The 17,113-nt window shown below is 67.3% G+C and carries 4 protein-coding genes and 2 rRNA genes; 5 read left to right on the top strand and 1 reads right to left on the bottom strand.

Annotated elements, in window-relative coordinates:
- Window positions 1-35: 35 nt before the first annotated feature.
- Window positions 36-2,633 (bottom strand): alpha-glucan family phosphorylase, encoded by a 2,598-nt coding sequence (gene glgP / locus H488_RS20550; RefSeq protein ID WP_031282231.1) that lies wholly within the window; start codon window positions 2,631-2,633, stop codon window positions 36-38.
- A 157-nt stretch (window positions 2,634-2,790) separates the two neighbouring features.
- Between glgP and H488_RS20545 the strand changes: the two genes are divergently transcribed.
- The 5 genes from H488_RS20545 to H488_RS20525 all read left to right on the top strand — a co-directional run bounded on the left by H488_RS20545 (window position 2,791) and on the right by H488_RS20525 (window position 17,026).
- On the top strand, window positions 2,791-5,244 hold the full coding sequence (locus H488_RS20545) for an alpha-1,4-glucan--maltose-1-phosphate maltosyltransferase (protein ID WP_017831956.1): 2,454 nt from the start codon (window positions 2,791-2,793) through the stop codon (window positions 5,242-5,244).
- A gap of 109 nt (window positions 5,245-5,353) precedes the next feature.
- Window positions 5,354-7,120: a maltose alpha-D-glucosyltransferase gene (gene treS / locus H488_RS20540; protein ID WP_017831955.1), complete on the top strand. Its 1,767-nt coding sequence runs from the start codon at window positions 5,354-5,356 to the stop codon at window positions 7,118-7,120.
- 53 nt (window positions 7,121-7,173) lie between these two features.
- Complete coding sequence (gene glgB / locus H488_RS20535) at window positions 7,174-11,112, top strand: 1,4-alpha-glucan branching protein GlgB (protein WP_017831954.1); 3,939 nt, start codon at window positions 7,174-7,176, stop codon at window positions 11,110-11,112.
- A 666-nt stretch (window positions 11,113-11,778) separates the two neighbouring features.
- A 16S ribosomal RNA gene (locus tag H488_RS20530) occupies window positions 11,779-13,304 on the top strand.
- 593 nt (window positions 13,305-13,897) lie between these two features.
- Window positions 13,898-17,026 (top strand): 23S ribosomal RNA (locus H488_RS20525).
- The 16S and 23S rRNA genes sit together here, the layout of an rRNA operon.
- Window positions 17,027-17,113 lie beyond the last annotated feature (87 nt).

The following is a 17,113-nucleotide window of genomic DNA, read 5'->3' as shown; positions in this document are numbered from 1 at the left end:
GGTGCGGCCCCTCCTGCGCGCCGCGCGGCGGCTGCTCAGGCGTTGGTCACCAGTCCCAGCTCGGCCTTGTCGGCGAGCTCGGGGTGGGCGGGCAGCAACCGGACGGTGTAGCCGAACGGGCCCGAGCGGTCCACGGTGATCGTGCCGCAGAACTTGTGCCGCCCCCCGCCGAGGTCGCCGACGGGGCTCAGGCCCGCGTACTTGCGCTCGTGGATGTGGTCCGTCTCCGAGACCCGGCCGTACCCGATCTCCGCGCACACGTCCTCCGGGCTCAGCGAGCCGAGGGACACGTAGGCGCACACCGTGAGCTCGTCCCCGATCTGGGGCTCCTGGGCCACGCCCTCGGCGTCCACGTGCTCGACCGCCACCTGGCCCCACGCCTGGCGCACGCGCCCGACCCACCGGGACTTCGCCCGGGCGGCCGCGTGGCCGTCCAGCGCCGCCCGGCGGCCCGAGACGGCGGCCGGGACGTAGAGGTGCTGCACGTAGTCCTCGAGCATGCGCTTGGCCGAGACCTGCGGGCCCAGCGTCGCCAGGGTGTGCTTGACCATGGCCAGCCACTGGTGGGGCACGCCGTCGGTGTTCGGGTCCGAGCCCTCCGCCGTCTCGCCGTAGAACCGCGGGGCCACGTGGTTCTCGATGAGCTCGTAGAGGGCGGCGGCCTCGATGTCGTCGCGCTCGTCCGGGTGCGCGCCCTCGTCGGCGGTCGGGATGGCCCAGCCGTTCTGGCCGTCGTACATCTCGTCCCACCAGCCGTCGAGCACCGAGAGGTTCAGCCCGCCGTTGAGGGCGGCCTTCATCCCGGACGTGCCGCACGCCTCGAGCGGGCGCAGCGGGTTGTTCAGCCACACGTCGCAGCCCGGGAAGAGGGTCCGGGCCATCGCGATGTCGTAGTTGGGGAGGAACACGATCCGGTGGCGCACCTCCGGGTCGTCCGTGAAGCGCACGAGGTCCTGGATCAGGCGCTTGCCCTGCTCGTCGGCAGGGTGGGACTTCCCGGCGACCACGAGCTGGACGGGGTGCTCCGGGTCCAGCAGGATCCGCTTGAGCCGCTGCGGGTCCCGCAGCATGAGCGTGAGCCGCTTGTAGGTGGGCACCCGGCGGGCGAAGCCGATCGTGAGCACGCCCGGGTCGAGGACCGAGTCGGTCCAGCCCAGCTCGGCGTCCGCGAGACCGCGCTTCTTCCACGACGCCCGCAGCCGGGCCCGGACGTCCTCCACCAGGCGGGTGCGCAGCTCCCGGCGGACGGCCCACAGCTCGGCGTCGTCGACGCCGTAGATCCGGCGCCACCGCGCCGCCCGGTTCAGGTCAGAGCCCATCGGGTCGAGGGCCAGCTCCGCCATGCGGGGGTCGATCCAGGTCATGACGTGCACGCCGTTGGTGATCGAGCCGATCGGCACCTCGTCGGCGTCGAAGCCCGGCCACAGCCCCTGGAACATGCCCCGGGAGACCACGCCGTGCAGCTTGGCCACCCCGTTGGCCCGCTGCGCCAGGCGCAGGCCCATGACGGCCATGTTGAACTTGGCGGGGTCGCCGCCGTCGTAGTCCTCGGCGCCCAGGGACAGGACCTTGGCCGTGGGCACGGACGGGGCGAGACCCGCGTTGAGGAAGTGCTCGATCTGCGCCTGCTCGAACCGGTCGATGCCCGCGGGCACCGGGGTGTGGGTCGTGAACACGGTGGCCGAGCGCACCGCGGTCAGGGCCTCGTCCCACGTCATCGGCTCGGTCCCGTCCGCCGGGTCCATGAGCTCCGCGATCCGTTCGACGCCCAGGAACCCGGCGTGGCCCTCGTTGCAGTGGAAGACCTCCGGGGCGGGCGCCCCGGTCAGCCGGGAGAAGGCCCGCAGCGCCCGGATCCCGCCCATCCCGAGGAGCAGCTCCTGCTGGAGCCGGTGGTCGCCGCCGCCGCCGTAGAGGCGGTCCGTGACGTTGCGGGCGTGGTCGTCGTTGTCCGGGATGTCGGAGTCGAGCAGCAGCAGGGGGACGCGGCCGACGTCGGCCCGCCAGATGTGGGCGGACAGGGAGCGGCCGTTGGGCAGGGGCAGGGTGATCCGGACCGGGTTCCCGTCCTCCTCCCGCAGCAGCGTCAGGGGCATGCCGTCCGGGTCGAGCACGGGGTAGGACTCCTGCTGCCACGCGTCGCGGGACAGGGACTGCTTGAAGTAGCCGTGCTGGTAGAACAGGCCGACGCCCACCACCGGCACGCCGAGGTCCGAGGCGCTCTTGAGGTGGTCGCCGGCGAGGATCCCCAGCCCGCCCGAGTACTGGGGGAGCACGGAGGTGACACCGTACTCGGCGGAGAAGTAGGCGATGGACCGCGGGGCGTCCTCCGCCTGCGTCTTCTGGTACCACAGGTCGTCGGTGAGGTAGCGCTCGAGATCGGCGTCCAGCTCCTCGATCCGGCGCACCGTGGCCGGGTCCTGGGCAATCTGCTGGATCTCCTCCCGGGTGAGGGAGCCGAGGAGCTTGACGGGGTCCCCGTGGACCGCGTCCCAGGCCTGCGGGTTCAGCTCGGCGAACAGCTGTTCGGTGGGCCGGTGCCAGGACCAGCGGAGGTTCCTCGCGAGTCGGCTCAGAGGGGCGATGGACTCCGGCAGCACGGTGCGCACGGTGAATCTACGGATTGCCTTCACGCCGTCAGACTACCGGTGCGGCGGCGCCGGACGGCGGTGCCGCCGCCCATCCGTCCCCCGGCGCGCCGCACCGCCCGACCGGGGCCGTGACACCGGGACGGCGACACCGTCCCACGGTTCGACAGCGGGCTTAACGATCGCCGGGTTTGTCGCTAACGTGGTCCAGGTGAGCCAAGCCAACACGCCGCCCCCGTCCGACCCGGCCTCGAGCCCGGCCGGCGCGCCCGCCCCCGACCCCTCGACGACGACGCCCGCCCTTCCCGGTGCCGGGACCGGTGCCGCCGCGGCGCCGGCCGAGCAGCCCGCGAAGAAGGCACCGGCGCGGCGCAGAGCGTCCACCGCCCGGAAGGCCCCGGAGCCCGAGGTCACGGCGCCCGTGGCCGACGAGCCCGGCATCGCCGTCGTCCCCGCGGCGGAGCCCAAGCCGCGTGCCAAGCGGACGTCCACGGCCAGGACGGCCGCGGCGAAGTCAGCCGCAGGGACGCCTGCGGCCAAGGCCGCCGGCACGAGGACGGCCACCGCCAAGAAGGCCACCACGCCGCGGAAGTCGACGACCACGCGCCGGAAGGCCGCCGGCTCGGCGTTCTCCCGCGAGGACCTGGTCTACGGCCGGATCCCGGTCGTCGGCGTGAGCCCCGTGGTCGAGGACGGCCGCTTCCCGGCGAAGGCCGTGCCGGGCGAGTCGATCCGCGTGGGCGCCACCGTGTTCCGTGAGGGCCACGACGCCCTGGGCGTGACCGCGGTGCTCTACGACCCGCAGGGCGCGGAGGCCGAGCGCGTGCCGATGCGCCTCACCACTCCCGGTACCGACCGCTACGAGGCGTGGCTGACGCCGTCGTCCGAGGGCGCCTGGACCTTCGCCGTGGAGGGCTGGGGAGACCTGTTCGAGACGTGGCGCCACGCCGCGGAGATCAAGGTGGGTGTCGGCCAGGACGTCGACCTCATGATGGCCGAGGGCGTCGTGCTCTTCGACCGCGCCGCCGCGGAGCCGGGCCGCCCGGACTCCGACGCCGAGCTGTTCCGCGCGGTCTCCCGCACGCTCGGCAACGGGGAGCTGCCCGCCGAGCACCGGCTCGAGGCCGGCACCTCCGCCGAGGTCCTGGCCGTGGTCGCCGAGCGGCCGCTGCGGGACCTCGTGACCGAGAGCCGCCGCTACCCGCTGAAGGTCGAGCGCGCCGCCGCCGGCCGCGGGTCCTGGTACGAGTTCTTCCCCCGCTCCGAGGGCGCCGTCTTCGACGCCGAGTCCGGCACGTGGGCCTCCGGCACCTTCCGGACCGCCGCCGAGAGCCTCGACCGTGTCGCGGCCATGGGCTTCGACGTCATCTACCTGCCCCCGATCCACCCGATCGGCACGGCGCACCGCAAGGGCCCGAACAACACCCTGGTGGCCGGTCCGCAGGACCCGGGGTCCCCGTGGGCCATCGGCGCCCCCGAAGGCGGGCACGACGCGATCCACCCGGACCTCGGCTCGTTCGAGGACTTCGACGGCTTCGTGGCCCGCGCCGGGGACCTGGGCCTCGAGGTGGCCCTGGACCTCGCTCTGCAGGCCTCCCCGGACCACCCGTGGGTCACCGCGCACCCGGAGTGGTTCACGACCCGCGCCGACGGCTCCATCGCGTACGCGGAGAACCCGCCGAAGAAGTACCAGGACATCTACCCGATCAACTTCGACAACGACCCCGAGGGCCTGTCCCTCGAGGTGCTGCGGATCGTGGAGCTGTGGATCTCCCACGGGGTGAAGATCTTCCGGGTCGACAACCCGCACACCAAGCCCCTGTGGTTCTGGGAGTGGCTGATCGGCACCGTCAACGCCAAGCACCCCGACGTCGTGTTCCTGGCCGAGGCGTTCACCCGCCCGGCCATGATGCAGGGCCTCGCCCGGGTCGGCTTCCAGCAGTCCTACTCGTACTTCACCTGGCGCAACACCAAGAAGGAGATCGAGGAGTACCTCGAGGAGATCAGCCACGAGACCTCGGCGGTGTACCGGCCGAACTTCTTCGTCAACACCCCCGACATCCTCACCGAGTACCTGCAGTTCGGCGGGCCCGCGGCCTTCAAGATCCGTGCCGTCCTGGCCGCCACTGGCTCGCCCCTCTGGGGCGTCTACGCCGGCTACGAGCTCTACGAGCACGTGGCCCGGGCCGGCGCCGAGGAGTACGTCGACAACGAGAAGTACGAGTACCGGCCCCGTGACTTCGCCGGCGCCGAGGAGCGCGGCGAGTCCCTCGCCCCGTACCTCACGCGGCTCAACGAGATCCGGCGCCGGCACGCCGCGTTCGGCGACCTGCAGAACCTGACGGTGCAGTCCACGTCCGACGACGCCCTGGTCGCCTACTCGAAGACGAAGACCGTCCGGCACGGGGGCTCGAGCTACAAGGACACGGTGATCGTGGTCGTGAACGTGGACCCGCACGCGACCCGGGAGGGCACCGTGTGGCTGGACCTGGAGACCCTGGACCTGGACGACGCGGACTTCAACGAGGACGGCAGCTTCTGGGTGGACGACCTGCTCAGCGGGAACTCCTGGAAGTGGGGCACGCACAACTACGTGCGCCTGGACCCGCACTACGACCCCGCGCACGTCCTGCACGTCCGCCGCAACGTCAAGTAGGGGCTCGACCGCACCCCGTCGGGGCCCTCCCGGGCGACGTCCCCGGGAGGGCCCCCTCCGCAAGCTCCGATGGCCTCCGACCCACCTGTCCGAAAGGCGGCACCCCCGCATGAGCATCTCGCCGTACTCGCTCAACGCCCCCGGCATCTCCCACGACCCCGACTGGTTCCGCAAAGCGGTGTTCTACGAGGTGCTCGTCCGGGCGTTCTCCGACGCCAACGGTGACGGCTCCGGCGACTTCTCCGGCCTGATCGACAAGCTCGACTACCTGCAGTGGCTCGGCATCGACTGCCTCTGGCTGCCGCCGTTCTTCGAGTCCCCGCTGCGCGACGGCGGCTACGACATCTCGGACTACTACTCGGTGCTCGACGAGTTCGGCACGATCAGCGACTTCAAGCGCCTCGTGGCCGAGGCGCACGCCCGCGGCCTGCGGGTGATCATCGACCTCCCGCTCAACCACACGAGCGACCAGCACCCGTGGTTCCAGGCCTCCCGCGAGGACCCCGAGGGGCCCTACGGCGACTTCTACGTCTGGTCGGACACGGACGAGCTGTACCAGGACGCCCGGATCATCTTCGTGGACACCGAGGAGTCGAACTGGACGTTCGACCCGATCCGCCGGCAGTTCTTCTGGCACCGTTTCTTCTCCCACCAGCCGGACCTCAACTTCGAGAACCCCGCCGTGGTGGAGGCCGTCCACGACGTGGTGAAGTTCTGGCTCGACATGGGCATCGACGGCTTCCGGGCCGACGCGATCCCGTACCTGATCGAGGAGGAGGGGACCAACTGCGAGAACCTCCCCGGCACCCACGACTTCCTGGTCGAGCTGCGGCGCATGATCGACGACCAGTACCCGGGGCGCGTGGTGATCGCCGAGGCGAACCAGATGCCGCACGAGGTGGTGGAGTACTTCGGGAGCGAGCAGGACCCCGAGTGCCACATGTGCTTCCACTTCCCGATCATGCCGCGGATCTTCTACGCGCTGCGGGACCAGAAGGCCGCCCCGATCGTGGAGACCATGCGGGAGACGCCGGACATCCCGCGCGGCACCCAGTGGGGCACGTTCCTGCGCAACCACGACGAGCTGACCCTCGAGATGGTGACCACCGAGGAGCGCCAGGCGATGCTCGGCTGGTACGCCCCCGACTCGCGCATGCGCGCCAACGTGGGCATCCGCCGCCGCCTGGCCCCCCTGCTGGACAACTCGCGGGCCGAGATCGAGCTGATCCACGCCCTGCTCCTGTCCCTGCCGGGCAGCCCGTTCCTGTACTACGGGGACGAGATCGGGATGGGCGACAACATCTGGCTCGACGACCGCGACGCGTCCCGCACCCCCATGCAGTGGACCCCGGACCGCAACGCCGGGTTCTCCAAGGCGGACCCGGGCAAGCTGTACCTGCCCGTGGTGCAGTCGCTGGTCTACCACTACAACCAGGTCAACGTGGAGGCGCAGCTGGCGTCGTCGTCGTCCCTGCTGCACTGGATGCGCCAGATGCTCGCGGTGCGCAAGGCGCACCCGGCGTTCGGCCTCGGCTCGTACGTCGGCGTGGAGACGGACCACGACTCCGTGCTCGCGTTCCTGCGCGTGCTCCCCGACGAGGAGGCCGACGACGGGCGCGGCGAGACCGTGCTGTGCCTGTTCAACCTCGCGCACACCCCGGCGTGCGCCCGGATCCGGTTGCCCCAGTTCGCGGGCCGCGGGCTGCGCGAGCTCTTCGGCGGCGACCTGTTCGGCGAGGTGGACGAGGCCGGGGAGTACCGCATCACCCTCGGCAGCCAGGACTTCTTCTGGCTGCGCCTCCGGGCCGCTCCCCGCGACGACGGCACGTCCCCCCAGACCACGGCCATGCCGATCATCACCGCCACCAAGTCCTGAGCGCGTCCGTGCGTCCGGCCACCTCCTCGCCCGTCCCGGAAGGACCCGATCCCATGACCGACCAGCACCCCCACGAGCTCCTCGACCTCCTGCGCCGGTGGCTGCCGCGGCAGCGGTGGTTCCCCTTCGCGGACGGCGGTGCGGGCACGGAGCTGCGGGTCGTCGCCCAGCTGGCCCTCCCGGACCAGGAGGGCGCCGGCGCCCGGCTCCTGCTGGTCGAGGCCTCCGAGGGGGCGCGCACCGAGCTGCTCCAGGTGCCGCTGAGCTTCCGCGCCGCGCCCCTGGAGGGCGCCGAGCGCTTCCTCGTCGGCGAGCTGGCGCCCGCCGCGGCCGAGGACGCCGGGACGGGCGTCCCGGCGGAGGAGACCGCCACCCCGCGCCGGGCCGCGCGCTTCCTCCGGGACCGGGCCGCCCGCGCCGGCCGTGCCGTGACCCACCGCACCGGGCTGCCGCTGCCCGGTGCGGAGGACGCCGTGGCCGGCCCCTGGGTCTACGACGGGGTCGGCGACCCGGCGTTCGTCGGGCCGGTCCTGGGGCTCATGCAGCGCGCGGAGCAGCTCAGCTCGGGCCCGCTGGGGCTGACCGTGACGGGCGCGCACGCCGACGTGCTGCGCGTCCCCTACGCGGTCGAGACGCCCGCGCAGGTCCGCGTGATCTCGAGCGAGCAGTCGAACTCCTCGGTGATCCTCACCCCGCCCGCGGGCCGGGCGGACGCCGACGCCGTGATCGTGAAGTTCTTCCGCGTGCTGGGGGAGGGCGACAACCCGGACGTGGAGGTGGGTCGCGAGCTCACCGCGCTCGGCTGCCCCGCGGTGCCGAGCACCTTCGGGTGGCTCGACGCCCGCTGGCGCACCGGGCTGAGCACCGTGCAGGGCCAGCTGGCCGTGGCCACCGAGTTCCTCGCCGGCTCCGCCGACGCGTGGGGCCGGGCCGTCGAGGCCGCGGAGCAGGGCACGGACTTCACCGAGGAGGCCCGCGAACTGGGCCGCACCACCGCGCGCGTGCACCGCGACCTGGGCCGCGCGTTCGGCGCGGACGTCCCCGACGACGACGCCCGCGCCCGCCTCCTGAACGACCTCGGCGGACGCCTGCGCTGGGCCCGCACGGAGACCGGCTCCCTGTTCTCGGAGCACTCGGCCGCCCTCGACCAGCTGATCACCTCCCTCGACGACGTGCCGGAGCTGCCCCCGCTGCAGCGCATCCACGGCGACTACCACCTGGGCCAGGTCCTGCAGACCGAGGACGGGCAGTTCAAGGTGCTCGACTTCGAGGGGGAGCCCCTGCGCGCCATCGAGGAGCGCACCCGGCCGGACGTCGCCCTGCGCGACGTGGTCGGCATGCTGCGCTCCTTCGACTACGCCGCCGCCTTCGGCGCCCGTGCCGGCGCGGCGGACGCCGAGGCGTGGGGCCGGCGCGCCGGCGACGCGTTCCTGGCGGGCTACGAGCAGGGCGCCGGGCACCCGGTGGACCGCGGTTCCCCGCTGTTCCAGGCGCTGTGGCTGGACAAGGCCCTGTACGAGGTCGTCTACGAGCAGCGCAACCGCCCCGACTGGGTGGACGTCCCGGCAGCGGCGGTTCGCCGTTCACTGGAGAGCCTCCGGTCGCGTAGCGTGAACCCTGATACCGCCGGTGCGGACCCCGCCCCCGGCACCGACCACGACGACGACAGCTCCCGCTCCGCGCGGCTCATCCCTGCGGCAGCGGGAACGGAAATCGAGGACGCAGTGAGCGCCAGCACTCCGCAGGACCGATCCGACCCCGTCCAGAAGTCCCGCGCCGTCCCGGCCGGCCACGACGTGGCCCCTGCGGGACCGGTGCACGTGGCCGAGCACGTGCTGGCCGCCGTGTCCGAGGGCCGCCACCACGACCCGCACAGCGTCCTGGGCGCGCACCTGAACCCGGACGGCAGCGTCACCGTGCGCACGCTGCGCCGGTTCGCGACCGCGGTCGCGGTCGTGACGCAGGACGGCACCTTCGAGCTCGAGCACGAGTGGGGCGGCATCTTCACGGGCGTGGTCCCCGCGCACGAGCCGGGCCGGATCCCCGACTACCGCGTGGACGTGACCTACCGGGACCTGGAGCCGCAGCGGCTGGACGACCCGTACCGCTTCGGGCCGACCCTCGGCGAGCTGGACCTCCACCTCATCGGCGAGGGCCGCCACGAGACGCTCTGGACCGTCCTCGGCGCGCACGTGCGCCGCTACCCCTCCGCGATGGGCGACATCACCGGCGTGGCCTTCGCCGTGTGGGCGCCCAACGCCCAGGCGGTGCGGGTCATCGGCGACTTCAACGGCTGGGACGGCAGCGAGCACGCCATGCGCTCCCTCGGCTCCTCGGGCGTGTGGGAGATCTTCGTCCCGGGCCTGGGCTCCGGCGCCACCTACAAGTTCCGCATCCTCGGCCGGGACGGCGGCTGGCGCGAGAAGGCGGACCCCATGGCCTTCGGCACCGAGGTGCCGCCGTCCACGGCGTCCCGCGTCTTCGAGTCCGACTACGAGTTCCAGGACGACGCCTGGATGGCGCGCCGGGCGGCGACCGATCCGCACAACGCGCCCATGAGCGTCTACGAGCTGCACATCGGCTCGTGGCGCAAGGGCCTCGGCTACAAGGACCTCGCGAAGGAGCTCGTCGAGTACCTCACCTGGCAGGGCTTCACCCACGTGGAGTTCATGCCCGTGGCCGAGCACCCGTTCGGCGGGTCCTGGGGCTACCAGGTGACGTCCTACTACGCGCCGTCCTCCCGCTTCGGCAGCCCGGACGAGTTCCGCTACCTCGTGGACAAGCTGCACCAGGCCGGCATCGGCGTGATCGTGGACTGGGTCCCGGGCCACTTCCCGAAGGACGAGTGGGCACTGGCCCGCTTCGACGGCGAGCCACTGTACGAGCACGCCGACCCCCGCCGCGGCGAGCACAAGGACTGGGGGACGCTGATCCCCGACTACGGCCGCAACGAGGTCCGGAACTTCCTGGTGGCCAACGCCTCCTACTGGCTCGAGGAGTTCCACGTGGACGGCCTGCGCGTGGACGCGGTCGCGTCCATGCTCTACCTGGACTACTCGCGCAACGAGGGGGAGTGGGAGCCCAACGTCTTCGGCGGCCGCGAGAACCTCGAGGCGATCGCGTTCCTCAAGGAGGCCAACGCCACCGCGTACAAGCGCACCCCGGGGATCGTCATGATCGCCGAGGAGTCGACGTCCTACCCGGGCGTGACCCGGCCGACCGACGCCGACGGGCTGGGCTTCGGGCTCAAGTGGAACATGGGGTGGATGAACGACACCCTCGAGTACATGGCGGAGGACCCGGTCAACCGGTACTACCACCACAACAAGCTCACGTTCTCGCTGGTCTACGCGTTCTCGGAGAACTTCCTGCTCCCGATCTCCCACGACGAGGTCGTCTACGGCAAGGGCTCCCTCCTGCGCAAGATGCCGGGCGACCGGTGGCAGCAGCTCGCCAACGTCCGCGCCTACCTGGCGTTCATGTGGGCCCACCCCGGCAAGCAGCTGATCTTCATGGGCACGGAGTACGCCCAGGAGTCCGAGTGGTCCCAGGAGCACGGCCTCGACTGGTGGCTCTCGGAGACCCCGCCGCACAAGGGCGTCCAGGAGCTGGTCCGCACCCTCAACGGGATCTACCGGGAGACCCCCGCGCTGTACGAGCGGGACAACAACCCCGCGGGGTTCGAGTGGATCGACGCGGCCGACGCCGGGCGCAACACGCTGTCCTTCACACGCTGGGACGAGCAGGGCAACCCGCTCGTGTGCGTGGCGAACTTCGCCGGCAACCCGCACGAGAACTTCCGGCTGGGCCTCCCATGGGCGGGGGAGTGGGTCGAGGCGCTCAACACGGACTCCGAGCTCTTCGGCGGTTCGGGCGTGGGCAACCTCGGCAAGGTCACCGCCACCGAGGGCGCCCACAACGGCAACCCCGCCTCGGTCGAGCTGACCGTCCCGCCGCTCGCCGTCCTGTACCTCAAGCCGGCCGAGCACTGAGCCGGCCCCGGCCGTTCCCGCGGGAGCCGGCCGGAGTCACGGGAAGGGCCCGGATCCTCGGATCCGGGCCCTTCCGCCGTCCCGGGAGCGGGACGGAGGGCGCCCGGAGAAACCGCCGGCGGGCGGCGGCGGCGGGTCCGGGAGGCCGGTTTGCACGGGCCGCGGAAACCGAGTAACTTCATCCAAGTCGTCGCGGCGAGGAACTCCTCCGGGAGATCCACGGGGCGGCAGCCCCCACCGAACGGTCCCGACCGAGCAGCCAGCGAGTTGCACGGGAGCGGAAGAGTGTTAGGGTGGGAGATTGTGAGCTTCGCCGGAAGGCGGCGCCGTCACGATCAGGTAACCAAGAGTTCACCTGAGATTGACCGGGGTCGACCGGAAGGGCTAAGGTTGCAGAGCACTCCGGCAGCAAGGTGTCAAGCGAGACACGGCTGATCGGTCTGTTGTTTGAGAACTCAATAGTGTGCCATGTTTGTTGATACCGGATGTTTTATTCGGTTGATTGGTTGTCGCCGTCCTGCCTCCGNGGTCTGTTGTTTGAGAACTCAATAGTGTGCCATGTTTGTTGATACCGGATGTTTTATTCGGTTGATTGGTTGTCGCCGTCCTGCCTCCGTGGGGTGGTGGCGACATTTTCAGCCGGGGTTTGATGTTTTCGTTGTTTTTTTGACGGAGAGTTTGATCCTGGCTCAGGACGAACGCTGGCGGCGTGCTTAACACATGCAAGTCGAACGATGATGCCCAGCTTGCTGGGCGGATTAGTGGCGAACGGGTGAGTAATACGTGAGTAACCTGCCCTTGACTCTGGGATAAGCCTGGGAAACTGGGTCTAATACTGGATACTACCTCTTGCCGCATGGTGGGTGGTGGAAAGGGTTTTACTGGTTTTGGATGGGCTCACGGCCTATCAGCTTGTTGGTGGGGTAATGGCTCACCAAGGCGACGACGGGTAGCCGGCCTGAGAGGGTGACCGGCCACACTGGGACTGAGACACGGCCCAGACTCCTACGGGAGGCAGCAGTGGGGAATATTGCACAATGGGCGGAAGCCTGATGCAGCGACGCCGCGTGAGGGATGACGGCCTTCGGGTTGTAAACCTCTTTCAGTAGGGAAGAAGCGAGAGTGACGGTACCTGCAGAAGAAGCGCCGGCTAACTACGTGCCAGCAGCCGCGGTAATACGTAGGGCGCAAGCGTTGTCCGGAATTATTGGGCGTAAAGAGCTCGTAGGCGGTTTGTCGCGTCTGCTGTGAAAGCCCGGGGCTCAACCCCGGGTCTGCAGTGGGTACGGGCAGACTAGAGTGCAGTAGGGGAGACTGGAATTCCTGGTGTAGCGGTGAAATGCGCAGATATCAGGAGGAACACCGATGGCGAAGGCAGGTCTCTGGGCTGTTACTGACGCTGAGGAGCGAAAGCATGGGGAGCGAACAGGATTAGATACCCTGGTAGTCCATGCCGTAAACGTTGGGCACTAGGTGTGGGGGACATTCCACGTTTTCCGCGCCGTAGCTAACGCATTAAGTGCCCCGCCTGGGGAGTACGGCCGCAAGGCTAAAACTCAAAGGAATTGACGGGGGCCCGCACAAGCGGCGGAGCATGCGGATTAATTCGATGCAACGCGAAGAACCTTACCAAGGCTTGACATTCACCGGACCGCCCCAGAGATGGGGTTTCCCTTCGGGGCTGGTGGACAGGTGGTGCATGGTTGTCGTCAGCTCGTGTCGTGAGATGTTGGGTTAAGTCCCGCAACGAGCGCAACCCTCGTTCTATGTTGCCAGCACGTGATGGTGGGGACTCATAGGAGACTGCCGGGGTCAACTCGGAGGAAGGTGGGGATGACGTCAAATCATCATGCCCCTTATGTCTTGGGCTTCACGCATGCTACAATGGCCGGTACAAAGGGTTGCGATACTGTGAGGTGGAGCTAATCCCAAAAAGCCGGTCTCAGTTCGGATTGAGGTCTGCAACTCGACCTCATGAAGTCGGAGTCGCTAGTAATCGCAGATCAGCAACGCTGCGGTGAATACGTTCCCGGGCCTTGTACACACCGCCCGTCAAGTCACGAAAGTTGGTAACACCCGAAGCCGGTGGCCTAACCCCTTGTGGGAGGGAGCCGTCGAAGGTGGGACTGGCGATTGGGACTAAGTCGTAACAAGGTAGCCGTACCGGAAGGTGCGGCTGGATCACCTCCTTTCTAAGGAGCCGTTGACCGCCGTGTGGTGGTCGCCCCCGCNAGTGCCCGTCCGTGGTGCTGGTGGGGTGAGCTCATGGGTGGAATATCAACGAGCAAGTGGCCGCACTCCTCCTGTGCTTCCCGGGTTCCGATCCGGCGGGTGTGGGGGTTGCCGGCCGGGTCGGGTCCTAGTACCTGTCCCACCGTGGTGGGCCCTGTGGGGTTCCTATGGTGTGGGTGGTGGAAGAGAACCGGTCCGGTGGTGGGTGTGGTCCGTGGCGCACTATTGGGTCCTGAGACAACAGGCCCCGTCCCCTTTGGTGGGGGTGGGGGTGTTGTGTCTGGGTTCCCGGCGTCCTGCCGGTGGTCGTGTCCCTTTCGGGGGGTGCTGCCACCAGTGTGCAGGGTGTGCGGGTTGTTGTTTGAGAACTGTATAGTGGACGCGAGCATCTTAAGAACAGGTGCCGCAAGCAGCCGGACGGCTTCCTCTTCCCGCAAGGGTCGGGGGTGTGTCTGGTGGGTTGTGGTGCCGTGTTCGTGATTGATCGCCGAGATACCGCTGCCGTACCCCTAGGGGTGTGGTGGTGGTGGTATCGGTGTGTTCTGTGATCATGTGGCAAGTTTTTAAGGGCGCACGGTGGATGCCTTGGCATCAGGAGCCGATGAAGGACGCGGTAATCTGCGATAAGCCTCGGGGAGCTGATAAACGAGCTGTGATCCGAGGGTCTCCGAATGGGGAAACCCCACTACGTGTTATGCGTGGTGACCCGCACCTGAATTCATAGGGTGTGTGGAGGGAACGTGGGGAAGTGAAACATCTCAGTACCCACAGGAAGAGAAAACAACAGTGATTCCGTCAGTAGTGGCGAGCGAACGCGGAAGAGGCCAAACCGATGGTGTGTGATACCCGGCAGGGGTTGCATCATCGGGGTCGTGGGGCGTGTCGTCCCGGGTCTGCCGGCCCGGGCGTGTGAGTGCAGGGCGATAGTCGAACCGGTGTGAGTGCCGGACCGGAGAGGGTGAGAGTCCCGTAGACGAAATCGTTGCTGCCGCACGGTACGCGTACCCAAGTAGCACGGGGCCCGAGAAATCCCGTGTGAATCTGCCAGGACCACCTGGTAAGCCTAAATACTACCTGATGACCGATAGCGGACCAGTACCGTGAGGGAAAGGTGAAAAGTACCCCGGGAGGGGAGTGAAATAGTACCTGAAACCGTGTGCCTACAAACCGTCGGAGCCCTACAAGGTGACGGCGTGCCTTTTGAAGAATGAGCCTGCGAGTTAGTGTTACGTCGCGAGGTTAACCCGTGAGGGGTATCCGTAGCGAAAGCGAGTCTGAACAGGGCGAGTGAGTGGCGTGATCTAGACCCGAAGCGAAGTGATCTACCCATGGCCAGGTTGAAGCGCGTGTAAGAGCGCGTGGAGGACCGAACCCACTTCAGTTGAAAATGGAGGGGATGAGCTGTGGGTAGGGGTGAAAGGCCAATCAAACTTCGTGATAGCTGGTTCTCCCCGAAATGCATTTAGGTGCAGCGTTACGTGTTTCTTGCCGGAGGTAGAGCTACTGGATGGCCGATGGGCCCTACAAGGTTACTGACGTCAGCCAAACTCCGAATGCCGGTAAGTGAGAGCGTAGCAGTGAGACTGTGGGGGATAAGCTTCATAGTCGAGAGGGAAACAGCCCAGACCACCAACTAAGGCCCCTAAGCGTGTGCTAAGTGGGAAAGGATGTGGAGTTGCTTAGACAACCAGGAGGTTGGCTTAGAAGCAGCCATCCTTGAAAGAGTGCGTAATAGCTCACTGGTCAAGTGATTCCGCGCCGACAATGTAGCGGGGCTCAAGTACACCGCCGAAGTTGTGGCATTGCACCAATGATACCCAACCGGTCTTCGGACCGGTTCAGGTGGTGCGATGGGTAGGGGAGCGTCGTGTGGGCAGTGAAGCTGCGGGGTGACCCAGTGGTGGAGCCCACACGAGTGAGAATGCAGGCATGAGTAGCGAATGACGGGTGAGAAACCCGTCCGCCGGATGATCAAGGGTTCCAGGGTCAAGCTAATCTGCCCTGGGTCAGTCGGGACCTAAGGCGAGGCCGACAGGCGTAGTCGATGGACAACGGGTTGATATTCCCGTACCGGCGAAGAACCGCCCCTATCGAACCGGGGACACTAACCACCCGAACCGGGCCATGCGGTGACCATTGGTCGCCGCCGGCTCCGGGGAGCGTGGGACCTGAACCGGGGAGGTAAGCGTATTAACAGGTGTGACGCAGGAAGGTAGCCGAGCCGGGCGATGGTAGACCCGGTCTAAGCGTGTAGGGCGATCCGTTGGCAAATCCGCGGATCATTGAGCCTGAGACGTGACGGGACCCCCATTCGTGGGGGGATTCGGTGATCCTATGCTGCCGAGAAAAGCATCGACGCGAGGTTCCAGCCGCCCGTACCCCAAACCGACACAGGTGATCAGGTAGAGAATACTAAGGCGATCGAGAGAATCATGGTTAAGGAACTCGGCAAAATGCCCCCGTAACTTCGGGAGAAGGGGGGCCCCGACCGTGGACACCACTTGCTGGTGCGAGCGGGTAAGGGCCGCAGAGACCAGGGGGAAGCGACTGTTTATCAAAAACACAGGTCCGTGCGAAGTCGCAAGACGATGTATACGGACTGACTCCTGCCCGGTGCTGGAAGGTTAAGAGGACCTGTTAGCCTCACGGCGAAGCGGAGAATTTAAGCCCCAGTAAACGGCGGTGGTAACTATAACCATCCTAAGGTAGCGAAATTCCTTGTCGGGTAAGTTCCGACCTGCACGAATGGAGTAACGACTTCCCCGCTGTCTCAACCATGAACTCGGCGAAATTGCAGTACGAGTAAAGATGCTCGTTACGCGCAGCAGGACGGAAAGACCCCGAGACCTTTACTATAGTTTGGTATTGGTGTTCGGTGTGGCTTGTGTAGGATAGGGGGGAGACGGTGAAGCGGGCACGCCAGTGCACGTGGAGTCAACGTTGAAATACCACTCTGGTCACTCTGGACATCTAACTTCGGCCCGTGATCCGGGTCAGGGACAGTGCCTGATGGGTAGTTTAACTGGGGCGGTTGCCTCCTAAAGAGTAACGGAGGCGCCCAAAGGTTCCCTCAGCCTGGTTGGCAATCAGGTGTCGAGTGTAAGTGCACAAGGGAGCTTGACTGTGAGAGCGACAGCTCGAGCAGGGACGAAAGTCGGGACTAGTGATCCGGCGGTACATTGTGGAATGGCCGTCGCTCAACGGATAAAAGGTACCTCGGGGATAACAGGCTGATCTTGCCCAAGAGTCCATATCGACGGCATGGTTTGGCACCTCGATGTCGGCTCGTCGCATCCTGGGGCTGGAGTTGGTCCCAAGGGTTGGGCTGTTCGCCCATTAAAGCGGTACGCGAGCTGGGTTCAGAACGTCGTGAGACAGTTCGGTCCCTATCCGCTGCGCGCGCAGGAAATTTGAGAAGACCTGTCCTTAGTACGAGAGGACCGGGACGGACGAACCTCTGGTATGGCAGTTGTACCGCCAGGTGCACCGCTGCTTCGCTACGTTCGGAAGAGATAACCGCTGAAAGCATCTAAGCGGGAAGCTCGCTTCGAGATGAGATTTCCAGACACCATTTGGTGTGAGAGGCCCCCAGCTAGACCACTGGGTTGATAGGCCGGAGGTGGAAGCACGAACCAACGACGTGTGCAGCCGACCGGTACTAATAAGCCGACAACTTACACCACACCCCCACCCCCAACACGTGTTGGGAACGAAGGGTGGGGTCACCACAGAACACCGCGTCCACTATACGGCTCCCAACCAACAACCC

Origin of the sequence: Kocuria sp. UCD-OTCP (assembly GCF_000349605.1) — a bacterium.
Classification (GTDB): domain Bacteria; phylum Actinomycetota; class Actinomycetes; order Actinomycetales; family Micrococcaceae; genus Kocuria; species Kocuria rosea.
The sequence above is the reverse complement of the archived record's forward strand: the minus strand, read 5'-3'. Positions and strand labels throughout refer to the sequence as shown.